Raw genomic sequence first — 22,300 nt, forward strand, 5'->3', positions numbered from 1 at the left:
GCGAATGCATCCTCTGCGGCCAGTTTGAGTCACTCATCCTTTCGTATGAGTTCACTTACTTTCGCTACCAGAGGCTCGCAATTCAACATTGCTGAGCTATTCTTGAACAGGGTCTTACACCTCCAGGAGGGCATCAAATGAATGTATCCAGTAGAACCGTTGTGATATTGAATATACTTTCAGCGGCAGGGTTGGTTTTGATTCTTGCCGACAGATTCCACTGGTTCTAGCCCGGACCGATCATATTGCATAACCTTCCGTCCCGGATAATGCGCAATCTGCCGCATGTTTTGGTAGACTGGAACAATTAACGGACAAGGATTAGGTTATGCCAACGAAACGATTTGCTGTGAAGCACTGGAAGATGGTGGTGGTATTAATTGCCATTTGTGGCGCGATGTTGCTATTGCGATGGGCCGCGATGATCTGGGGTTAGTGCATTCGTCTGCCATCAAGAGAGATAAATAAAAATTAACTGTTGCGAATAAATGTTAAATACTTTTGCAGCGATAACGCGTCAAAAAACCGGTACATCTCTATCCGGTTTTTGGCGGGTTGATTATTGAGTGATATTCAACACAGTAACACGCTTATCAGGACCACTCACCCGCAACCAGTTTATGAACATCAAATGCGTCGTTCATCGACTGGCCGGTAGATTGTGACCCTGGCGCGAGGTTAGAACCCGCTTCAACGTCAGAGGCTTTAGTCATGCCGATTTGGCTATTGGCGTCACTGGCAGGTGTGGTTTCGGCATCAGCAGCGAATACGCCAAAAGAGAGTGCGGAAAGCACTATTGCTGCTGCAGCGGTTTTGATTTTTTTCATAATGATTATTCTCTTACTGAATTAAAGCAGAATGACTTAAGGCATAAATTTGCCTGTGTTTTTAGTGTAGATCTGGATCACACTTCTGCCTAGTCAATTTATTTATCAATTCGTGTCAAATAAATTGAATATCTATATCAAAGCGTAATTATGAAGAAATTATGGAGAAAGCTGCGGACCAATTATTTTAAAACGCTGTTTATTATAAAACAGCACAGTTTCTGAAAATAAAAAACGGGCCGATAATATTTCGGCCCGCTTCAATTACATTTTGTAGCCAAGAGAAACGGTGGTTCGGCGGTCGGTATGATCCGGCGCAGAGGCTGGAGGTGAAGAGTTCCAGGTCACGTTATAAGCCACTTTCAAACCGAAGTGTTCATTGATGGCAACGTTCAGCGCACTCTCAGAGTTCAGCGTTGTATCATCAGCACCAAACACCGATACACCCTGCGTAAATTTGGTGGTGTCGGTCATCTGCCAGGCATAGGTACCCGATGCATAACCTAACGGTTGGGTTTTGGTATCGCCATCGGTGTACTCGTCATAACGGACACCAGGACCGAATTCAAAACGGAAGCTGTGCACCGGTCCGTTCAGGAACTGGCGGCCATAACCTGCGGTAAAGACATCGCGCTGACGGTAGCCATTGTAGCGGTCAGTTAACCAGCTCGCCTGGCCGAAGAGATAGTCATAATCGGTCATGTTATAACGGCTACGCCCGCCTACGGCATATTTCTCCGAAGAACGTTCGTCGTTAGCGGACGTGTTGCTGGCATTCCCCCACAGTGACCAGGCGGTGGTGTTGCCGTACCAGGTCAGCGTGCTGTCTGCCGTCAGGGAAGAGCTTTTTGTGTTACCAGATTGCGCCAGATACCCTGCGTTCAGGTTACCTTCAAAGGGTTTTTGCGCCGTAGCAGGATCGTCCATGACAGTAAAAACGGAGTCATCGGCGGTTGCATTCATTGATGCAAACACACCACCCGCCAGCATCAGTGCAGCAGGAACTGTCTTCAAAAGCTTCATTTTATTAAGGAGTCCATACAACAAAAAAAGAGACCGTCACGGTCTCGGAAACTTTCTTGAGGATCAATGACAAGGCGTCCAGAGAAAGGTAACAAATTATAAAAAGCCGCTAATAACATAGCAATGTTTTCTTATTTCGTTTTTTGAATAAGAACGATCTCAAAACATGTTTTAATTTATATATCTGCAGCGGAGACTTCGTCAGTATTCATATTTAAAATCATACTGTTATTTACATTGCCTTCCTGCCGATCGGTGCCAGGCTTAAAAGAACCCATGCTAAAAGGAGGTAATGATGGTTTCTATCTACACGTTGACACTCTCCCCTTCCCTCGATTCCGCCACCCTAACCCCGCAAATTTACCCGGAAGGTAAATTGCGCTGCAGTGCCCCGGTATTTGAGCCTGGCGGCGGCGGCATCAACGTGGCGCGAGCCATTACGCACCTGGGCGGCAAAGCCACGGCCATATTCCCGGCCGGGGGAGCCACGGGTGAACATCTTGTTTCTCTGCTGCTGGATGAGCAGGTTACCGTGCAGACCGTCGATGCCAAAGACTGGACCCGACAGAATCTGCACGTACACGTTGAATCTTCCGGTGAACAGTACCGTTTCGTTATGCCCGGTGCGAAGCTAAGTGATGATGAGTTTCGCCAGCTCGAAGAGAAAGTGCTGGCAATTGAGAGCGGCTCAATGCTGGTCATTAGTGGAAGCCTGCCGCCGGGGATCAAAACTGAAAAACTGACGGATCTTATCCGGGCGGTTCAGAAACGCGGGATTCGTTGCATTGTCGACAGCTCCGGCGAAGCGCTACTTGCGGCGTTAGAGCCGGGGCATCTTGAGCTGGTCAAACCGAATCAGAAAGAGCTGAGCGCACTTGTCAATCGCGAGCTAACCCAACCGGATGACGTTCGTACAGCCGCTCAGGAGCTGGTGAAGCGCGGCAAAGCACTTCGGGTCGTCGTCTCGCTTGGCCCTCAGGGGGCGCTGGCTGTAGACGAAACCGGATTTGTCCAGGTCGTCCCGCCGCCCATGAAAAGCCAGAGTACCGTTGGTGCAGGCGACAGCATGGTGGGTGCAATGGCGCTGAAACTGGCTCAGGGTGCTTCGCTTCTGGAGATGACGCGCTACGGCGTTGCTGCGGGCAGTGCTGCAACCATTAACCAGGGCACACGGCTCTGCTCGCTTGCCGACACGCAGAAAATCGTCGACTACCTGTCCCGTAATTAACGCATTTTCCCCTTCGTCATGAAGGGGAAAGGCGCACCATAGTCGCCAAACGCGTACTATCGGCTATGCTAAGAAAACTTTCATGATAACAATGAGGTGAATTATGAGCAGTGGTGACATCACCCGCTACGTCGTAACCGTGAATATTCATGAAGCGTCACTGACTGAACTTAACGAACTCAACAACGCTTTTACCCGGTCCAACTTTCTGCTCACGCTGACGGACGAGGAAGGCAATATCCATGACCTGGGAACCCTGTCATTCGGCCTGATCAGCGCCCTCAGTAAGGATGACGTTAACGCGCTGGCATGCCGTCTGGTTGAGAGCGCGACCGACAAAGCAGCCGAAATTGAGGTGGAAACCTGGGAAAACTGGCAAAAAAAAGAACAATAAGTGCCCTGTATGAAACTAAACCGCTCAGGTGTGCGTTAGTTCGTATTTTTTTACAGCCGTTTTGCGCTAACTTTATGATCTGGCAGACAACATGGGAGAGACATCATGTGGCAGGCTATCAGTCATCTTTTAAGTGAGCAACTGGGTGAAGGTGAAATTGAACTGCGTAACGAACTGCCAGGCGGAGAGATCCACGCCGCGTGGCATTTACGTTACGCGGGTCGCGATCTTTTCGTGAAGTGCGATGAACGAGAGCTTCTCCCTATCTTCACTGCCGAAGCCGATCAACTGGAACTGCTGTCGCGCAGCAAAACGGTTACCGTCCCGCAGGTGTGGGCAGTTGGCAGCGATCGTGATTACAGCTTTCTGGTGATGGAGTATCTCCCGGCCCGCCCGTTAGATGCGCATAATGCGTTCATTCTCGGCCAGCAGATTGCCCGCCTGCATCAGTGGAGCGATCAACCGCAATTTGGCCTTGATTTCGATAACGATCTCTCCACCACGCCGCAGCCGAATGCCTGGCAGCGTCGCTGGTCGACCTTCTTTGCCGAACAGCGTATCGGCTGGCAGCTGGAACTGGCCTCCGAAAAGGGAATGGAGTTCGGTAATATCGATGCCATCGTCGAACATATTCAGCAGCGTCTGGCCTCGCATCAACCTCAGCCTTCGCTGCTGCACGGTGATTTGTGGTCTGAAAACTGTGCGCTGGGGCCAAACGGGCCGTACATCTTCGACCCTGCCTGTTACTGGGGAGACAGAGAGTGCGATCTGGCTATGCTGCCCCTGCACCCCGAGCAGCCTCCGCAAATTTACGACGGGTATCAGTCGGTTTCGCCCCTGCCATCGGATTTCCTCGAACGCCAGCCAATTTATCAGCTTTATACCCTGATTAACCGGGCCATTCTGTTTGGTGGCGAACATCTGGTAAACGCGCAGCGCGCCCTGGATCGCATCCTGGCAGCCTGACGGCAACACGGGTGGTCACACACCACCCGTTTTACGCTTAAATAAAACCGAGCAGAGAGAAGAAGAAGTATCCGGCCACGATAATGATCGCTGGCAGGATATAGAGCGGGAAAATCTGCAGTAAAATCGTATGGCGCGGCACCACAATGCGCGACTCAATCTGTTGACGACTCAACCCTTCAGGCCCTTTGGCCTTCTCCAGAATCAGCTGATCTTCCACGCCTTCACGCAAAAAGCGCGTTTGACGGCTCATGCGAGCGCCGGATGCCTGCAACGCTAAGGCAATAAAGATCAGCGCGTAGATAATCCAGAATCCAACGTTTAACTGCTGATGAAAATCCGGCGTGGGCGAGTTGAACCAGAAAAAGTTCAAGAACGGCGTGTTAAAGCGCATCATTTCAATCATGACATGAGCAAAATCAAGCATTACCGCATTGATACCCGGCTGTTTTTCACTGTGATCGTACATAAATTTGAGCACGGAAATCAGCGTGGAAATCACGGCCGGAATAAAAATGACCCAACCGGCAATACGTTTTAAGACAGCGATGCGTCCAGCTTGTTGATACGTCATCAGTTCCCCTTCAAAAAGACGCGTTATTTGTGCCTAAGTCTACCTGCTGCCCATCATTTTCGCCCGCTCTTTAAAAGCAATATGCTAAATTGCTTGTGCTTAGCACCGATCGTCTGTCGAACACCTGAGAGAAGGAGACGTTGTGATGTCGACACCGCGCCAAATACTTGCCGCTATTTTTGACATGGATGGGTTGTTGATTGATTCCGAGCCCCTGTGGGATCGCGCTGAACTGGATGTCATGGCCAGCCTGGGCGTAGATATTAGCCGTCGTAACGAACTGCCCGATACGCTTGGGCTGCGCATTGATATGGTCGTTGAGCTGTGGTACGCCCACCAGCCGTGGGCAGGGCCCGATCGCGATGAAGTCACCGCACGCATTATCCAACGCGCCATTACGCTGGTCGAAGAGTACAAACCTCTTTTACCTGGCGTTCGGGAAGCCGTCGCGCTGTGCAAAGCACAAGGGCTTAAGGTCGGGCTGGCCTCGGCCTCACCGCTGCACATGCTGGAAAAAGTGCTGACTATGTTTGAGCTGCGTGACAGCTTCGACGCGCTGGCCTCCGCCGAAAAACTCCCTTACAGCAAGCCGCACCCGCAGGTTTACATGGACTGCGCCGCTAAACTGGGCCTCGATCCCCTGACCTGCGTGGCACTGGAAGATTCCGTTAACGGCATGGTCGCCTCAAAAGCCGCACGTATGCGCTCCATTGTTGTTCCGGCTGAAGAAGGCCGCCACGATCCCCGTTTCGCGCTGGCTGATGTAAAACTGACATCGCTTGCCGATCTGACTGTTCAGCATCTGCGCGGCGAATAATACGCATCTACAGGCAGCGTTCGCTGCCTGAAATTAAAAATAAAACATCGTTTCATGTTATTTGCTTTTCCTGCGCCCGCCTCCTATCCTTACGTTCAGAACGACAATAACCCTATATCTGAGGCGCGTATGATACTGGATACCTTCACTCTTTCAGGCAAAGTGGCCCTTGTCACCGGATGCGATACCGGTCTGGGACAAGGAATGGCGCTCGCACTGGCGCAGGCCGGATGCGATATCGTTGGCGTAAACCGTAAAGTTCCCGAAGAAACTGCCGCCCTCGTAACCGCATGTGGAAGACGATTTATGGCAATTCGTGCCGATCTCGGTCAGCAGGAGAATATCCAGAGCGTGGTGGAAAGCGCCGTCGGGGAGATGGGACGCCTTGATATCCTGGTGAATAATGCCGGGACTATCCGTCGACAGGATGCGCTGGCGTTCAGTGAAAAAGACTGGGATGACGTCATCAATCTGAATCTCAAAACGGTGTTTTTCCTCTCTCAGGCTGTAGCGAAGCAGTTTATTGCTCAGGGCCAGGGAGGAAAAATCATCAACATCGCCTCCATGCTTTCTTTCCAGGGTGGGATTCGCGTTCCCTCTTATACCGCGTCCAAAAGCGGCGTACTTGGTATCACGCGTCTGCTGGCAAACGAGTGGGCGGCGCATGGCATCAATGTGAACGCCATCGCGCCGGGTTATATGGCAACGAATAACACGCAGCAACTGCGCGATGACGAGCAGCGCAGCCAGGAGATCCTCGACCGTATCCCCGCCGGACGCTGGGGGCTCCCGGATGACCTGCAAGGTCCGGTGGTGTTTCTCGCGTCAGCGGCATCGGATTACGTCAACGGGCACACGCTGGCCGTCGACGGTGGCTGGCTCGCGCGTTAACGCCACATTGTGACAAAGAGTTACACCGTCACCTCTTTCGCGCACTGTATAAAAACCCTATACTGTATGAATCGACAGTTTTCTGGGTTTTATCATGACGGCGGAAGGCCACCTGCTTTTTTCAATTGCATGCGCGGTGTTTGCAAAAAACGCTGAACTGACCCCTGTGCTGGCACAGGGGGACTGGTGGCATATTGTCCCTTCCGCCGTATTGACCTGCCTGCTGCCGGATATTGACCATCCGAAATCGTTTCTCGGGCAACGGTTAAAGTGGGTATCCAAACCCATTGCCAGAGCTTTCGGCCATCGCGGATTTACCCACAGCCTGCTGGCCGTGTTTGGCTTGTTAACCCTCTTTTACCTTAAGGTTCCTGAAAGCTGGATTGTGCCTGCCGATGCCATTCAGGGAATGGTGCTCGGCTATTTAAGCCACATTCTTGCGGATATGCTGACGCCTGCAGGCGTTCCGCTGCTCTGGCCCTGCCGCTGGCGCTTCCGTTTCCCTATTCTCGTCCCGCAAAAAGGGAACCAGCTGGAGCGCGTTCTGTGCATGGCGCTTTTTGCTTATGCCGTCTGGATGCCACAAACATTGCCCGAAAATGGTGCAGTTCGCTGGTCATCACAGATGATTAATTCGCTGCAGTTTCAGTTCAATCGTTTTATTAATCACCAGATCGAACATTAAACCGACAAAACAATCACATTTGTCATAATTCATTCCATTTGGATATAAGCGCGACATCACACTTCTGCTAACCTTGCGCCAACAGGTTCGGGTAAACCGACCACATAATAAATCAGGAGAACGGGGATGAATTTTCCACTCATCGCGAACATTGTCGTGTTCGTTGTATTGCTATTGCTTCTTGCGCAGGCGCGCCACAAACAGTGGAGCCTGGCGAAGAAAGTGCTGGTTGGTCTGGGCATGGGTGTCGTATTTGGTCTGGCATTACAGGCTATTTACGGTTCCGATAATCCGGTTCTGAAAGACTCTATCCAGTGGTTTAACATTGTCGGTAACGGCTATGTTCAGCTGCTGCAAATGATCGTTATGCCACTGGTCTTTGCCTCAATTTTGAGCGCCGTTGCCCGTCTGCATAACGCCAGTCAGTTGGGAAAAATCAGCTTCCTGACCATCGGTACACTGCTCTTTACCACGCTGATTGCAGCGCTGGTCGGTGTACTGGTGACCAACCTGTTTGGCCTGACCGCCGAAGGTCTGGTGCAGGGCACAGCGGAAACGGCTCGTTTGACGGCGATCCAGACCAACTATGTGGGTAAAGTTGCCGATCTGACCGTTCCGCAGATGGTGCTCTCCTTCATTCCGAAGAACCCGTTTGCTGACCTGACCGGCGCAAGCCCAACCTCCATTATCAGCGTGGTAATCTTCGCTGCATTCCTCGGTGTGGCAGCACTGAAGCTGCTGAAAGACGACGCGCCGAAAGGCGAACGCGTACTGACCGCTATTGATACGCTGCAAAGCTGGGTGATGAAACTGGTTCGTCTGGTGATGCAGTTAACGCCATACGGCGTGCTGGCGCTGATGACCAAAGTGGTTGCGGGCTCTAACCTGCAGGACATCATTAAGCTGGGCAGCTTTGTGATTGCCTCTTACCTCGGTCTGGGCATCATGTTTGTGGTACACGGTATCCTGCTGGGCGTGAACGGCGTAAGCCCGCTGAAATACTTCCGTAAGGTCTGGCCGGTCCTGACCTTCGCCTTCACCAGCCGCTCCAGCGCCGCGTCTATTCCGCTGAACGTTGAAGCGCAGACGCGTCGCCTGGGCGTGCCGGAGTCTATCGCCAGCTTCTCTGCCTCTTTCGGTGCCACCATTGGTCAGAACGGTTGCGCAGGCCTCTACCCGGCCATGCTGGCGGTAATGGTTGCGCCGACGGTGGGTATCAACCCACTGGACCCGGTCTGGATTGCCACGCTGGTTGGTATTGTCACCATTAGCTCCGCAGGTGTTGCGGGTGTGGGCGGTGGCGCGACCTTCGCAGCGCTGATTGTTCTGCCAGCTCTCGGCCTGCCGGTAACGCTGGTTGCGCTGCTGATCTCCGTTGAACCGCTGATCGACATGGGCCGTACCGCGCTGAACGTCAGCGGCTCCATGACCGCCGGGACGCTGACCAGCCAGTGGCTGAAGCAGACGGATAAAGCGATTCTGGAAAGTGAAGACGACGCCGAACTGGCTCACCGCTAATCACTGCTGAAATAAAAAAACCGCCTGATGGCGGTTTTTTTATGATTGTTATTCTTCAACTTCCTCGTCCTGACGGGTCTGTACCGCCCATCGCTGCGCCGATTCCGGCATCGAAAAAGCAGGAGAACGGCGAAAATGCTCACCAATAAGGACAAAGGCGACGTATTTGCCCCGTAATTGCCACACATCGCGAAAACCATCTACCTTCAGGGCGTGTTCAGGCGGCGCAGGTTCGACGCGGGGCACGTAGCTAATAACAGGACGGTTTTGTTGACGAAATGGTTTCATAAGCGACTGGTTCACTAAAGCACATTCTTGAAGCAGGAAATTTCTATCATAGCCGATTCTCCCCCCATGCGTCGCGCCTTCCATGCTGCAGAAAGCCCCTTTCGCTAAGCAAGTCTTCTGAAAACTCTTAGTTCGCCTGTCATCTCACGACATTGTTCTATCCTTAATAGGGTTTTTGGCAATGAATAAAGGAGAAGCGTGCAATGTCGAACAAAGATAAACCACATCAATCACCCATTCATGGCACTGAAGAATCTCAGCCGGGTATGGACTCGCTGGCTCCCGCTGACGGATCTCACCGCCCTTCCCCAGGCCCATCGGCTCCAGGCGATCAGCCCACTGCACCGGGAAGCATGAAATCCCCGGAGAACGGAAATGAAAAGCTCAACGCACTTGAACCTCATCGTAAAGGCGGAGAAGGCTTTGCGCTCACCACCAACCAGGGGGTGCGTATCGCTGATGACCAAAACTCCCTGCGCGCAGGCAACCGGGGGCCGACACTGCTGGAAGATTTTATCCTGCGTGAAAAGATCACCCATTTTGACCACGAGCGCATACCGGAACGTATCGTTCACGCGCGTGGTTCCGCCGCACACGGCTATTTCCAGCCCTACAAAAGCCTGAAAGCGATCACCAAAGCGGACTTCCTCTCCGATCCCGATAAAATCACGCCCGTGTTTGTGCGATTCTCCACCGTGCAGGGTGGCGCAGGCTCGGCCGACACGGTGCGCGATATTCGTGGCTTCGCGACCAAGTTTTATACCGAAGAGGGGATTTTCGACCTGGTCGGCAATAACACGCCGATTTTCTTCATTCAGGATGCGCATAAATTTCCTGACTTTGTCCATGCCGTAAAACCGGAGCCTCACTGGGCTATACCGCAGGGACAAAGTGCGCATGACACCTTCTGGGACTACGTTTCCCTGCAACCAGAAACATTACACAACGTGATGTGGGCAATGTCTGACCGTGGGATTCCGCGCAGTTTCCGCACTATGGAAGGGTTTGGCATCCATACCTTCCGCCTGATCAACGCCGAGGGCAAAGCGACGTTTGTCCGCTTCCACTGGAAGCCGGTTGCAGGTAAAGCCTCGCTGGTGTGGGATGAGGCTCAAAAGCTGACCGGACGCGACCCGGACTTCCACCGTCGCGAACTATGGGAATCCATTGAAGCTGGGGATTTCCCGGAATATGAACTGGGACTTCAGCTCATCCCGGAAGAAGACGAGTTTAAATTCGATTTCGACCTGCTTGATCCTACCAAGCTGATTCCGGAAGAGCTGGTGCCGGTACAGCTGGTGGGCAAAATGGTGCTCAACCGCAACCCGGATAACTTCTTTGCGGAAAACGAGCAGGCTGCGTTCCATCCGGGTCATATCGTTCCCGGTCTGGATTTCACCAACGACCCGCTGCTTCAGGGACGCCTGTTCTCCTACACTGATACGCAGATCAGCCGTCTTGGTGGCCCGAACTTCCACGAAATCCCGATTAACCGCCCAACCTGCCCGTACCATAATTTCCAGCGTGACGGGATGCATCGTCAGGATATCGACACCAATCCGGCAAACTACGAACCGAACTCGATCAACGATAACTGGCCGCGCGAAACACCGCCAGGCCCGAAACGCGGCGGGTTTGAGTCGTACCAGGAACGCGTCGACGGGGCAAAAATTCGTGAACGTAGCCCGTCGTTCGGGGAGTATTACGCCCATCCTCGCCTGTTCTGGAACAGCCAGACCCCAATTGAGCAGCAGCATATTATCGGCGGGTTCAGTTTCGAACTGAGCAAAGTGGTGCGGACGTACATCCGCGAGCGCGTGGTCGATCAGCTGGCGCATATTGATATTCAGCTCGCCCAGAGCGTGGCGGATAACCTCGGCATTACCCTGACCGATGAGCAACGCAATCTTGCACCGCCGAAAGAGGTTAACGGTGTGAAGAAAGATCCGTCGCTGAGCCTTTACGCGGTGCCGGGTGGTTCGATTAAGGGCCGCGTGGTCGCCATCCTGCTGAACGACAAAACCCGCGCCAGCGACGTGCTGGGGATTATGCAGGCGCTGAAAACCCAGGGGGTGCATGCGAAACTGCTTTATTCCCGTATGGGCGAAGTGACGGCGGACGATGGTTCAGTGCTGCCGATTGCCGCGACCTTTGCCGGCGCGCCATCGCTGACGGTGGATGCGGTGATTGTGCCATGCGGCGATATTGCCAGCCTGCTGACCAACGGTGACGCCGTATATTATCTGCTGGAAGCCTATAAGCACCTGAAACCGATCGCGTTGTCCGGCGACGCGCGTCAGTTTAAGGCGCAACTGAAGGTTGCCGAGCAGGGTGAGGACGGTATTGTCGAGGGAGATAACGTTGACGATGCGTTTATGACGAAGCTGTTTGATTTGCTTGCGGCGCACCGCGTCTGGTCGCGCAGCAGTAAGATTGATCGGATCCCGGCGTAAAACCATTCCCGGTTGTGCGGCCTGATGCCCTCACCCCGCCCCTCTCCCACGGGAGAGGGAGAAAACAATAAAAACGGTAACCCAGGTTACCGTTTTGCTTTTACCTCGCCACCGGGCTTTATCTCAAAGATCCCCAAACGTCCCCAGACGATACCCGCGCTCGGCAATCGCATATTTCAGCGACGCCGACGTCAGCACATCCAGCTCCGTCAGGCGCGGCCAGCAATAAGCACTCTTACGCACGATGTTATCGACAAACGCAGGATGCGCCATCACCTCCAGCGAACATTCACCTCGCGCGGCTGAGGCATCCAGCACTTGCAGGAACAGCGCTTCGTCGATCGCATCGCCGTAAAATGCACTGCTGAACCCCTCCGTTGTTGTCACGGCGAACTCCGGCAATCCGCGCACCTCTCGATCCACACGCATCGCCACGCCCTTTCGTTGAGCAAATTCCACAACAATCGGGAAAATCGCCGGGATCATATGCACATGATGGTGGCTGTCAATGTGCGTCGGCTCACGACCAAACAGGTCAACAAAGCGGTTAAACTGGCAATCCAGCTCGCGGGCAATCTCATCGAGCGGCAGAGCATCCTGCTCTGCCAGTTCCCAAATCCATTTCCCCAGCTGTCCGTCGCGCGTCAGACCCGGCATCGGTGACAGCGGCATTCCCAGCGTGAGCACAAAGTGCATCCCCACGCCCAGGCCCGGCGCTTCACGGCTCAGTTGGGCGGCATGTTCAATCGCCTCACCGTTGACTAATGCCGTTGTGGAGGTCACTACCCCCCGACGACAGGCTTCAATAATGCCGTAGTTCTGCCCTTTCGACAGGCCAAAATCATCGGCATTTACGATCAGCAGGTTTTCCATTGCTCATCCTCTTAACGGTGTTTGAACTTCAGTTTCTCAACCGTTGCAGCAAAGTTTGGCAGCCATTTTTCGTGCGCCAGGATCATCTCACTCGCCAGCTGTTCTGCATCACGGTCAGAATGGACCAGCGGGCTGAGGTTCAGCGCCAGAAGTACGTCGTTCAGTTCACCGCTCAGCGCCGCATGGCTTGCCGCCACTTCAAACCCTTTGATGGTGTGAATGAGGCCCATCACCTTTTCATCGAAGTGGGTGATGCGCGGATGCGGTGTTGCACCATCACGACCGAGGATACAGGTCATCTCAACAGCCCAGTCTGCCGGAATATTGTCGATGTGCCCGTGGTGCGGCACGTTGACGTAGTGCTCAGCCTGCTTGTCATTGTAAATCGCGTTGATCACTTCGCACGCCGCGTCCGAGTAATACGCCCCGCCACGCTGCTCCAGCTCTTTCGGTTTAACGTTCAGGTTCGGATCTTTATACAAATCAAATAGCTGCTTCTCAACTTTCTGTACCACCTGAGCACGCGCACCGCCCTTATAATACTCGCCCATTTCAATGGCCAGCATCTCTTTCTGCTTGAAGTAGTAGAGCAGATAGGAGCACGGCAGCAGATTCAGCGAGCGGATCAGTCCTTCACTGAACGGCAGATCGAAGATGTTTTTCACGGACGCCGCAGTCAGGCGGCCAGATGCCACGCCGTCGAGCAGTTCGGCGAAGCGCGATTGACCATTCACCATCACATCTTTGATAAACACCATGTGGTTGAGGCCGAACAGGTCGATAGAAAGATCGTCGCTGTCGGACAGTTCCAGCACATCGCGGATAAACATCTTCATGCCAATCGGGATATTACAGACGCCAATAAAGCGTTTGAAGCCGGTGTGACGATAGACTGCCTCGGTCACCATCCCGGCCGGGTTGGTAAAGTTAATCACCCATGCGTTCGGGCAGATCTCTTCCACATCTTTGATGATGTCGAAAATCACCGGAATGGTACGCAAACCTTTGAACAGGCCGCCCGCGCCGTTGGTTTCCTGGCCCAGATAGCCATGACTCAGCGGAATACGTTCGTCCAGCTCACGCGCTTTCAGCTGGCCAACGCGCAGCTGGGTTGTCACGAAGTCAGCATCTTTCAGCGCCAGTCGGCGATCGAGCGTTTTATGCACGGTTAATGGCACACCCGCTTTTTCAACCATGCGTTTGCACAGGTCGAAAATAATATTCAGCTTCTCCTGCCCTTCCTCAACGTCCACCAGCCATAATTCACTGACCGGCAGTTCATGATAACGTTTCAGGAAACCTTCCAGTAATTCCGGGGTATAGCTGCTGCCGCCGCCAATGGTTACGACTTTTAATTTCTGTTGCATAATATCTCCCTTAGCGTATCAGGTTAACCGCCTGCAAGGTATAGCGTTCTCTTCCCGCTATTTGGGCAAGCAATTAAGTCAATATTCGTGGCGGATAACTCCGCCGAATGTTAATTAATTACCGTCAGATTTTTCCGGTAACTGTTCGGTGTGAATGAAGTAAATTTTTTAAAGGTCTTAATAAACAGGCTGGGGCTACTGTAACCGGACTCATAAGCAATGTCGGTGACAGAATAGTTAGTAATCTCCAGCTGTTTCTTGGCAAAATTAATGCGGATCTCATTAATAATTTGCACGGGCGTTTTGCGATAATAACGCTGAGTGGCGCGGGTTAAATATTCCTGCGATTTACCCGACAGTGCGACCATATTTTCCAGTGCATTGTCGCTGAACTGTCCTTTGTCGTGCATCAGCTCAACGGTGCTGCGCAGCCACTGCGGGATATCGTCAATCACCTGTTGCTCTTCACGGTGGTGACGCAGGCGGTTCATTACGTAGAACGTCACGGTTTCAATAAATTCATCAAACTCGTTGTCGCGGAAATTCAGCGAGGCGATGACCGTTTCGATCCAGGTCATAAACTCGTTTTTCACGCGATACACCTGTGAGGCCACAAAACAGAACGGCACCAGCGGCAGATAATGTTTTTCAAAGAAGCGTCTGCTCACGCCGACATTAAGAATGCGCGTGGCACCAAATTCATAAAAGCTCTGGTGGTAAGACCCCATCGGCAGGAAGACAAAGTCACCGCGCTCCAGCAGGACGCGCTTGCCGTTGATCTCCTGGTAGTAGCGTCCGGTCAGAACAATCGTGAACTCGTAGTAGTCATGCTGGTGCAGACCACTGGCGCTCTCCGTCTTGTTGTAGATAACCACGTGAAAATTTTTGCCATTAAACAGTTGCTGCTCAAGTGCGGTTTTAATTTCCATCGCGCTGACCTCCTGCTGCTAAAACTGACCTACTGCATTTTCTCGTGAAGCTCGATAAGCTCCGCCACCAGCTCGCGCGCCAGCATGGAGGTCATCAAATGATCCTGCGCATGCACCAGCACCAGGCTCACCTTCATCTTCCCTTCGCCCTGGTCACCTTCGATGAGCTTCGTCTGAACCAGGTGAGCTTCATTTAAGGCGGTACGGGACTGATCCATCATGGTTTTCGCTGCAGCGAAATCGCCCTGCTTAGCCTGTTTAAGGGCGGCATACGCCAGGCTGCGCGCTTGCCCTGAGTTAATGATGAGACCCATCACCACCTCTTCCAGATCGTTCTCTGCGGCCTCTTCTGCGACGATACTATCCAAATCTAACATCTTTTTGCTCCTTTTCGCTGGCGCGGGTTGCCCCGCGCCGTGCAATTTTAGAATTTCAGTGCGAGGGCGATATCCTCTTCGCTCTCTTCTTCATCGATAACCGTTGCGGCTTTATTCGCAATCGCCACGAATGGCATGTAGAGCAGTGTTGCAATCCCGAGGTTAAATATCGCCAGCAGGAAGGCAGCGACGCTACCGTTAGTGTTGAAGAACGCACCCAGACCGGCTGGCATTGTCCACGGTGCAATGTTGGTCACCGGCGGGATAATACCCAGGTAGTACGCCGTCAGGGTAATCGCGGCCAGCAGCGGCTGCACCAGGATAAACGGAATGAACATGACCGGGTTCATGATGATTGGCAGACCAAACAGAATCGGTTCGTTAATCTGGAAGATACCGGACGGTAGTGCCAGCTTCGCAACCTGACGATGGTCAGCGCGGCGAGAGACAATAAAGACCGCGATGATCAGACCCAGCGTCGCCCCGGTACCACCCAGGAAGATATAGGAGTCAAGCATCGGCTTCGCCCACACATGGAAGGTTTTACCGGCTGCCAGCGCCGCATCCACGGAGCCGTACTGCTGGTAAAGCGCAACGTTTTCCAGTGCCCACGGGGTCATAATGCCGCTGTCCAGCGCCGCCAGTGCCAGTGAACCATGCACGCCGAAGAACCACAGCAGGGAGGTAAAGATGACATATGCCCAACCGACCACGCCACCCATCGACGCCAGCGGCGTAGAGATGGAGTCCATGATGATCTGGTGGAAGTTTGTCCCCCAGTGAGAGAGCGCCCAGGCGATAATCCCCATAATGGAGAGAATAATGAAGCCTGGAATCAACGCGGAAAATGAACGAGAAACGGAGGCCGGGACGCTGTCCGGTAAACGGATCACCCAGTTACGACGAATAATGAAGGTGAACATCTCAGCAACCACCAGCCCGATAACAATACCGGAAATAATGTTTGCCCCACCCAGCCAGTTGGCTCCCACAGCATAAGCCTCGCCCACGCTGTACGGTGTCACCGTCATAAAGGCCGCGACGGATAATAAACCCGCCGCCAGAGGATCGACTTTTCGCTCTTCAGCCAATGCCATTCCAATAAAGAAAGGTGCCATCAGCGACATAATACCCAACGTACCGTTGTATACATTGCCGCCGATGGCTTTAAAGCCATTGAGGGTCTCAATAGTCGAAGCGTCTAATCGAATTCCTAATGAATAAAAGAAGGAACCTTCACCAAAGCTCAGAAAAACGTTGTTAATTAAAACGAACATTGCCCCGGCCAGCGTCAACGGCATTAATTTAATAAAGCCGTTTTTGATGGCATTAACGTGAGGCTGCTTTCCTATTTTAACAGCAAAAGGAAGGAGTACCTTTTCAAGTGAAGCGATGACTTTACTCATAGGAAAATACCCTTAAATGCCGCAACGAGAGTTACGGCGTATTGTGTGTGAAATTACTCTTTGACGGGAAAAATAAAAAATTAATTTGCAGCTTTCTTAATCGCCGCAACAGCAGCTTTTAATACACCTAAACCATCGATCTTGCCGTACAACCCGGAGTCAATGACTTCAACCGGCTTGTTTGGCAATAAACGTTGAATTTCTGGCAACATGTAAGCGATTTGTGGCCCCAGCAAAATAACATCTGCAACCTGGCCCTTTTCGCCCGCCAGCGTCTCTGGAAACGCTTCAATCACCACAGGGACTTCATACTTTTCAGCCTGCGCACGCATCTTTGACACCAGAAGCGAGGTTGACATGCCCGCAGAGCAGAACAGATAGATATGTTTCTTTTCCATAGTAACTTCCCTCTTGTATAACCGCTCGCCGTCGCACTCTCACTCGACTCGCTATCCTGGCAGACGGGCGGTTTGCTTACTGTTGTTTATCGTTGAAGTGAGTATACGCAATGGTACAAGGAGGGGATAATTCTGGATAGAGACAAATTGTCTCTCATTGACCTGGCGTGTTGACTACCTTCACATTTCAGGCAAATAATTCGCGCAAAGAAATAAGATTTACGTATGAATAAAAAAACCGGCACAAAGGCCGGTTTTTTAACATCCTCAGGCAAGCAGGTTACTGTGCCTTAGGTGCCTGCGGGTCGGTATCGTACTCAGCACAGGTCTGATAACCGGAATTGATCACATGACCGGTATCATCCAGGGCGACGAAATAGGTCTCAGTCTTACCATCACGTTGACCCAGGATGTATGTCTGGCACGTACCACGTGCATGGATCATGGTCACTTCAGAGGAAGGCTTACCCGCAATCGCAGCAACCTGTGAACGCGTCATCCCTTTTTTGACATCTTTCACCACAGGCTGTGTGAATTGATCTTTGGTGCGATCGTAAGCCGTACACCCTGCCAGCATAGTCAGTACCGCCGCTGCACTTAGAATTCCTGCTACATTCTTGTTCATATTCCGTCCTCTTGTTTATCAGCGTGTTATCTAAGCATGGAATAAAAGATACTATTGTTCAACTTTGCGAGTAACGCCAGACGAATTTCGGAAAATTCTAATAAAACAACGATAAGCTGCTAAATCGTCGTAATTAAGCGCACTTGAAACTGTGATCCTTGTCGTTTTCCGCCCAACGGGTTAGTTTTAACAGATAACTCTTTTTGTTTAGTTCTGCATATGGAGGGCGTAATGGCTCTGCAACAAGACATTATTCAGGCGCTGGGCGCGAAGCCAGCGGTAGACGCAAATGAAGAGATCCGTCGAAGCGTCGATTTTTTAAAATCCTATCTCAAAGCGCACCCCTTCCTGAAGTCTCTGGTGCTCGGCATCAGCGGCGGCCAGGACTCCACCCTGACGGGCAAACTGTGCCAGATAGCCATCTCCGAACTGCGTGACGAAACGGGCGATAACGCCCTGCAGTTTATCGCAGTGCGCCTTCCGTATGGCGTACAGGCAGATGAGCAGGATTGTCAGGACGCCATCGCCTTTATCCAGCCGGACCGCGTTCTCACGGTCAATATCAAAGGTTCCGTGCTGGCAAGCGAGCAGGCGCTGCGCGAAGCAGGCATTGAACTGAGTGATTTTGTGCGCGGCAACGAAAAAGCCCGCGAGCGCATGAAGGCGCAGTACAGCATTGCAGGCATGACGAAAGGCGTTGTTGTGGGGACCGATCACGCAGCAGAAGCGATTACCGGCTTCTTCACCAAATACGGTGACGGCGGTACGGATATTAACCCGCTGTTCCGCCTGAACAAGCGTCAGGGCAAACAGCTCCTTGCCGCTTTGGGCTGCCCGGAACACCTTTATAAGAAAGCGCCAACGGCCGATCTGGAAGACGATCGCCCTTCCCTCCCGGACGAAGCGGCGCTGGGCGTAACCTACGAGAACATTGATGATTACCTGGAAGGCAAAAAGCTGGATGAAGGTACGGCGAAAATTATTGAAAGCTGGTATCTGAAAACCGAGCACAAGCGTCGTCCGCCGATTACCGTGTTCGACGATTTCTGGAAACGTTAGTCACAAGCGAGGCGGGCAGCACCCGCCTCTTTTTTAACCATCCGACACCTGCTACACTGTATGCCTGAACAGTATAGGGAGTGTTGTGTGAGCAGGCGTCAATCAGCCCCGCGTCTTGAATTCGAAGCGGCGGCCATCTATGAATATCCCGAACATCTTCGCCCCTGGCTTGAGGCTCTGCCGAAGCAACCTGGCGTCTATTTCTTTCACGGTGAAAGCGACACCATGCCGCTGTATATCGGTAAAAGCGTCAATATTCGCAGCCGGGTTATGTCTCACCTGCGCACGCCAGACGAAGCGGCGATGCTTCGACAGTCGCGGCGTATCACCTGGATACAGACAGCAGGTGAGCTGGGTGCGCTGCTGCTGGAGGCCCGGCTGATAAAAGAGCAGCAGCCGCTGTTTAATAAGCGCCTGCGCCGTAATCGCCAGCTCTGTTCTTTACAGATCAACGCCGGTAAGCCTCAGGTGGTGTATGCCCGTGAAGTCGATTTCTCCCGTGCACCCAATCTTTACGGTCTGTTTGCCAACAAACGCGCTGCGCTGCAAACCCTGCAATCCCTGGCCGATGATTTACAGCTTTGTTATGGGGTGTTAGGGCTGGAAGCCGTGACGCGCGGACGCGCCTGCTTCCGTTCTGCGCTCAAGCGCTGTGCGGGTGCTTGTTGCGGGAAAGAGAGCGTTGAGGAGCATCATGCACGGCTCCTTAGCGGGCTGTCTTCCATTAGCGTCAACTGCTGGCCGTGGGAAGGTGCCGTTGCGCTGAAAGAGAGCCGGGATGAAATGACGCACTACCATATCATCCATAACTGGCTGTGGCTGGGTGCCGTTGAAAACGTAAGCGACGCCGATGCCCTGTTGCGCACTCCCGCCGGATTCGATCAGGACGGCTACAAAATTCTCTGTAAACCCTTACTGACCGGTGAGTATGAGATCATACCGCTCAATGGCCCGGCAGCCAGCGAATTTCGCTGAACAGCAGGGTTCCTTCAGATTCCAGTAAACGCAGCGTGTGAGTTCCGCCTTCCCAGCAGGCTCCCTGATCGGCCGTCAGCAGTTTTTCACCCAACTGCCACGCGCCGCTTAGCACGAAAACCACACCGCCACGCGATCCGAACGTGGTAAAGGTCCGGTCTGCCACACGCACCTTCGCATGGCAATGGTCCCGTCGGGTCATGATGTTGAAGTCCATCGACATCTGACCGTCGGTCAGCAGCGCTTTTACCGGCAGGTCACCTGCAAAACTATAAGGTTGATGATGTTTCAGGGTATGGCTAAACGCCTTTCCCGCATCCAGTGTGACCTCGCCACCCTCCAGCAACGTGATCACGCGGTCAACGCCGGGAAAAGAGGAGAATTCGCCATTGCTGGCAATGGACGCAATACTGGCGCGCCAGGAAAAATCACGCGTTGCGGGAGGAAAACAGCAAATCTCACGTGTTTCGCCAGCACCATTACGCCAGAGACTGACCGGCATTTTACGGATATCAAAATACTCCATCACCACTCCTGAAGGGCACAACATGTGCCAGGGCAACGGTATCGCTACCGCTGCGATCTTGATTGTTATAGTCAGGTAATCACGAACGTATTATCGGCAGCAGAGCAGACATGCCTTAGCCTGCGTGGATAAAAAAATATAACGCTATGACTCTGTTAGACATTATCTGAAGCGACTACAGGAGAATACCGCGCTTCTGGCAACAGACAAGAGGGTGTGAAAGAAAAAACCGCCGGTCCTGTCCACAGCGATTTCGCTTTTGTAGACAGGAGCCCGGCGGTCTTAAGAGAGTGAACCGATTATTCGGCTGGTGCTGGCATTTTACCTTCCGGTGCGCGACGTTCTGTCAGACGCTTCTCAAAATTGGCATTAAACTGTTTTTTCTGTTCCGGCGTCAGAATGTTGTAGATCTTATTCTGGGTTTCCATACGAGCCAGCATGCTTGCTTTATGCTGTTCCGCCATTTTGTCGATCTGCGCTTCGGCTTTTGCTTTATCGAAGCTGTCGCTGGCGATGATGTCATGCATTGCACGGCGTTCTTCCAGTGGAGGACGTTTCATCTGGTCGCGCTGGCTTTTCATGATCTCGCGAACCTGCTGTTTCTGTGCATCGGTCAGGTTCAGATCTTTAAACATCATGTCGTGGTGCATACCTGGCTTGCCTTTATGATGCATCATCATTTTACCTTCAGCAGGTGCTGCTGTGGTGGTCGCCGTATCTGCAGCGAACGCCATGCTGGTCGCGCCCAGAGCCAGGGTAGAAGCAACAAACAGTGCAGTTAATTTACGCATAATGTATTTCCTTACTTTCAGTTATTCTTCGGCGCTATGCCGTGTTGACGAGATTAACTTTACGGGGTTTATCGTCAATTAGTCAGAGCAACGGTAAAACAATGAAAGTATAAAAAACACATTTTCACCAAATATGGAGAAATTAAGGAAAAAGCGTGGAGAGTTGAAACAATAATATTCAACAGGATGATTTTAAAGAGATTATGAAGAAGTATAACGAAGCAACGGGTAATAATAAAGCAATTATCCAGGAATAATCCGCAAAAGAAACGTGACCGCCTTAATCGCTAAGAAAATAGTGCTCCTTTCCCCCTCACCAGTAAAAGAGGGGGAATCAGTCAGGACAATTTTTCCAGCATCAGTCCTGCTCTCAGGCCAAATGCCACAGAGGGATTCGGGAATAAGACATACTCAGTGCTTTTCTGCACCTCATAGCGCTCCTCTCCGTCTTCTGCCAACAGCACGCCCTGGCGGAATGGCGTAAAGTTCAGGGTATGCGCTGCCATGTGCAACTGGAAGGCGTCGCTGCGACGGGTAATCTGCTGCACTACACGGTAACGCGCAACGGGCTCCGGATTATGTTCCGGCGTCGTTCCACCGAGCAATGCCCTGAGCGCAGCATGCGTGGGCGCAAAGCGTGTGAGATCGTTATGCCCGAACGGCAGCGCTTTGCCCAGTTCCAGCGTGCAGGCCAGCGCACCGAAATGTTCACAGGTAAAGTGGGTAAAAGTGCCGCCTGGCGACTGGTGGAACACCAGCGCCTCCAGCCCTGCATCACCGAGCCAGGACAAAAAGTCTTCATCCCACGGCAGGCTACGCTGCGGCAAAACGCCAAAACGCAGATGGTACGAGGCGCGGATCGCCGTGTGCAGATCGAGGTGCCAGCGGCATGGCCCGGCAGCGGTAAAAAACGCCGTCACCGTCTTTTCCAGCCACTGCGCGCGCGCCGTTTCGTCACTTTGCGGGAACTGCGCCCAGCGACCGCCGAACATGCGGTTAATATCGCTCACCAGATAACGTTTATTTTGCGCCAGCGCAGGTGGATTGCCGAGAATCACCAGCAGACGACATTTCAGGGTAATGTCGCCGCGGTACAGGGCATGAAGCAGCAGATCGACAATCTCAACGGGTGCCGTTTCGTTACCATGAATCCCCGTTGAAAGCAGAACCGACAAACCGGCATCCGCGAATGGCGTCAGTTCGAGCACGCCACGCCCGATCCACCGCCAGTTGAACGACGGGCCTTCACCCTCGCGCTGCTCCGGCACGTTATCGGCCAGCGTCAGCGCCAGTAAATTTTCCATACCTTC

Annotated in this window: 25 protein-coding genes and 1 pseudogene; 12 read left to right on the forward strand and 14 right to left on the reverse strand. The window is 52.6% G+C overall.

What is annotated here, in order from left to right; genetic code table 11:
• Positions 1–137: 137 nt before the first annotated feature.
• Both yncL and yniD read left to right on the forward strand, forming a co-directional pair.
• Positions 138–230 carry a stress response membrane protein YncL gene (yncL, locus tag ABGB15_RS12260; protein WP_071985389.1) on the forward strand — a complete coding sequence of 31 codons (93 nt, stop codon included), beginning with the start codon at positions 138–140 and terminating at the stop codon, positions 228–230.
• Between the two features lie 98 nt (positions 231–328).
• A complete protein-coding gene (yniD, locus tag ABGB15_RS12265; protein ID WP_003857815.1) occupies positions 329–436 on the forward strand; it encodes a small membrane protein YniD in 108 nt (35 codons plus the stop codon).
• A gap of 157 nt (positions 437–593) precedes the next feature.
• Here the strand turns inward: yniD and ABGB15_RS12270 are convergent, their stop codons facing one another.
• The gene (locus tag ABGB15_RS12270) at positions 594–827 is read right to left on the reverse strand and encodes a hypothetical protein (protein ID WP_152084310.1); all 234 of its coding nucleotides are present in this window, start codon (positions 825–827) and stop codon (positions 594–596) included.
• Between the two features lie 264 nt (positions 828–1,091).
• Entirely contained in the window at positions 1,092–1,850 is a 759-nt protein-coding gene (locus ABGB15_RS12275; protein WP_152084309.1) for a YdiY family protein, read from the reverse strand.
• 295 nt (positions 1,851–2,145) lie between these two features.
• Here ABGB15_RS12275 and pfkB point away from each other — a divergent pair, with 295 nt between their 5' ends.
• From pfkB to ABGB15_RS12290, 3 genes are all read left to right on the forward strand, one after another.
• Complete coding sequence (gene pfkB / locus ABGB15_RS12280) at positions 2,146–3,078, forward strand: 6-phosphofructokinase II (protein WP_215723270.1); 933 nt, start codon at positions 2,146–2,148, stop codon at positions 3,076–3,078.
• Between the two features lie 103 nt (positions 3,079–3,181).
• Entirely contained in the window at positions 3,182–3,472 is a 291-nt protein-coding gene (ghoS, locus tag ABGB15_RS12285) for a type V toxin-antitoxin system endoribonuclease antitoxin GhoS (protein ID WP_152084308.1), read from the forward strand.
• 105 nt (positions 3,473–3,577) lie between these two features.
• The gene (locus ABGB15_RS12290; protein ID WP_152084307.1) at positions 3,578–4,438 is read left to right on the forward strand and encodes a fructosamine kinase family protein; all 861 of its coding nucleotides are present in this window, start codon (positions 3,578–3,580) and stop codon (positions 4,436–4,438) included.
• Positions 4,439–4,475: 37 nt separating this feature from the next.
• Here the strand turns inward: ABGB15_RS12290 and ABGB15_RS12295 are convergent, their stop codons facing one another.
• A complete protein-coding gene (locus tag ABGB15_RS12295) occupies positions 4,476–5,012 on the reverse strand; it encodes a YniB family protein (protein ID WP_152084306.1) in 537 nt (178 codons plus the stop codon).
• A gap of 145 nt (positions 5,013–5,157) precedes the next feature.
• Between ABGB15_RS12295 and hxpB the strand changes: the two genes are divergently transcribed.
• The 4 genes from hxpB (at position 5,158) to tcyP (ending at position 8,923) form a co-directional block, all read left to right on the forward strand.
• Positions 5,158–5,829, forward strand: coding sequence for a hexitol phosphatase HxpB (hxpB, locus tag ABGB15_RS12300; protein ID WP_152084305.1), 672 nt, complete (start codon positions 5,158–5,160; stop codon positions 5,827–5,829).
• Between the two features lie 129 nt (positions 5,830–5,958).
• Positions 5,959–6,720 carry a 2-dehydro-3-deoxy-D-gluconate 5-dehydrogenase KduD gene (gene kduD, locus ABGB15_RS12305; protein ID WP_369064187.1) on the forward strand — a complete coding sequence of 254 codons (762 nt, stop codon included), beginning with the start codon at positions 5,959–5,961 and terminating at the stop codon, positions 6,718–6,720.
• Between the two features lie 94 nt (positions 6,721–6,814).
• Positions 6,815–7,405: a metal-dependent hydrolase gene (locus ABGB15_RS12310; RefSeq protein ID WP_152084303.1), complete on the forward strand. Its 591-nt coding sequence runs from the start codon at positions 6,815–6,817 to the stop codon at positions 7,403–7,405.
• Positions 7,406–7,531: 126 nt separating this feature from the next.
• Positions 7,532–8,923 carry a cystine/sulfocysteine:cation symporter gene (gene tcyP, locus ABGB15_RS12315; RefSeq protein ID WP_152084302.1) on the forward strand — a complete coding sequence of 464 codons (1,392 nt, stop codon included), beginning with the start codon at positions 7,532–7,534 and terminating at the stop codon, positions 8,921–8,923.
• Positions 8,924–8,971: 48 nt separating this feature from the next.
• On the opposite strand, the gene cedA is transcribed toward tcyP, so the two are convergent.
• Positions 8,972–9,226 (reverse strand): cell division activator CedA, encoded by a 255-nt coding sequence (cedA, locus tag ABGB15_RS12320; protein WP_198440052.1) that lies wholly within the window; start codon positions 9,224–9,226, stop codon positions 8,972–8,974.
• A 188-nt stretch (positions 9,227–9,414) separates the two neighbouring features.
• On the opposite strand from cedA, the gene katE reads away from it, so the two are divergent.
• The gene (gene katE / locus ABGB15_RS12325; RefSeq protein ID WP_215723180.1) at positions 9,415–11,664 is read left to right on the forward strand and encodes a catalase HPII; all 2,250 of its coding nucleotides are present in this window, start codon (positions 9,415–9,417) and stop codon (positions 11,662–11,664) included.
• Positions 11,665–11,787: 123 nt separating this feature from the next.
• On the opposite strand, the gene chbG is transcribed toward katE, so the two are convergent.
• The 7 genes and pseudogenes from chbG to osmE form a co-directional block, all read right to left on the reverse strand.
• The gene (chbG, locus tag ABGB15_RS12330) at positions 11,788–12,537 is read right to left on the reverse strand and encodes a chitin disaccharide deacetylase (protein WP_215723179.1); all 750 of its coding nucleotides are present in this window, start codon (positions 12,535–12,537) and stop codon (positions 11,788–11,790) included.
• An 11-nt stretch (positions 12,538–12,548) separates the two neighbouring features.
• A complete protein-coding gene (locus ABGB15_RS12335) occupies positions 12,549–13,904 on the reverse strand; it encodes a 6-phospho-beta-glucosidase (protein WP_152084298.1) in 1,356 nt (451 codons plus the stop codon).
• A gap of 110 nt (positions 13,905–14,014) precedes the next feature.
• Positions 14,015–14,845 (reverse strand): annotated as a pseudogene (gene chbR, locus ABGB15_RS12340) (transcriptional regulator ChbR); the annotation flags it as partial.
• A gap of 17 nt (positions 14,846–14,862) precedes the next feature.
• Positions 14,863–15,210 carry a PTS N,N'-diacetylchitobiose transporter subunit IIA gene (gene chbA, locus ABGB15_RS12345; RefSeq protein WP_006174844.1) on the reverse strand — a complete coding sequence of 116 codons (348 nt, stop codon included), beginning with the start codon at positions 15,208–15,210 and terminating at the stop codon, positions 14,863–14,865.
• A gap of 47 nt (positions 15,211–15,257) precedes the next feature.
• Complete coding sequence (gene chbC, locus ABGB15_RS12350) at positions 15,258–16,616, reverse strand: PTS N,N'-diacetylchitobiose transporter subunit IIC (RefSeq protein ID WP_152084296.1); 1,359 nt, start codon at positions 16,614–16,616, stop codon at positions 15,258–15,260.
• A gap of 80 nt (positions 16,617–16,696) precedes the next feature.
• Entirely contained in the window at positions 16,697–17,014 is a 318-nt protein-coding gene (gene chbB, locus ABGB15_RS12355) for a PTS N,N'-diacetylchitobiose transporter subunit IIB (protein ID WP_152084295.1), read from the reverse strand.
• A gap of 280 nt (positions 17,015–17,294) precedes the next feature.
• Positions 17,295–17,639 (reverse strand): osmotically-inducible lipoprotein OsmE, encoded by a 345-nt coding sequence (gene osmE / locus ABGB15_RS12360; protein ID WP_152084294.1) that lies wholly within the window; start codon positions 17,637–17,639, stop codon positions 17,295–17,297.
• 231 nt (positions 17,640–17,870) lie between these two features.
• Here osmE and nadE point away from each other — a divergent pair, with 231 nt between their 5' ends.
• Together nadE and cho are read left to right on the forward strand one after the other, a co-directional pair.
• Positions 17,871–18,698, forward strand: coding sequence for an ammonia-dependent NAD(+) synthetase (gene nadE / locus ABGB15_RS12365; RefSeq protein ID WP_215723178.1), 828 nt, complete (start codon positions 17,871–17,873; stop codon positions 18,696–18,698).
• Positions 18,699–18,785: 87 nt separating this feature from the next.
• Positions 18,786–19,673, forward strand: a complete 888-nt coding sequence (gene cho / locus ABGB15_RS12370) for an excinuclease Cho (protein ID WP_215723177.1) — start codon at positions 18,786–18,788, stop codon at positions 19,671–19,673.
• Here cho and ves read toward each other — a convergent pair.
• From ves to astE, 3 genes are all read right to left on the reverse strand, one after another.
• Positions 19,642–20,199 carry an environmental stress-induced protein Ves gene (ves, locus tag ABGB15_RS12375; RefSeq protein ID WP_215723176.1) on the reverse strand — a complete coding sequence of 186 codons (558 nt, stop codon included), beginning with the start codon at positions 20,197–20,199 and terminating at the stop codon, positions 19,642–19,644. The two genes, cho and ves, sit on opposite strands and share 32 nt — an antisense overlap.
• A gap of 299 nt (positions 20,200–20,498) precedes the next feature.
• The gene (gene spy / locus ABGB15_RS12380; protein ID WP_152084290.1) at positions 20,499–20,990 is read right to left on the reverse strand and encodes an ATP-independent periplasmic protein-refolding chaperone Spy; all 492 of its coding nucleotides are present in this window, start codon (positions 20,988–20,990) and stop codon (positions 20,499–20,501) included.
• Between the two features lie 338 nt (positions 20,991–21,328).
• Complete coding sequence (gene astE, locus ABGB15_RS12385) at positions 21,329–22,294, reverse strand: succinylglutamate desuccinylase (RefSeq protein WP_215723175.1); 966 nt, start codon at positions 22,292–22,294, stop codon at positions 21,329–21,331.
• Positions 22,295–22,300 lie beyond the last annotated feature (6 nt).

Origin of the sequence: Enterobacter sp. MALB-1, assembly GCF_041021625.1 — a bacterium.
In the GTDB taxonomy this organism is placed as follows: domain Bacteria; phylum Pseudomonadota; class Gammaproteobacteria; order Enterobacterales; family Enterobacteriaceae; genus Enterobacter; species Enterobacter oligotrophicus.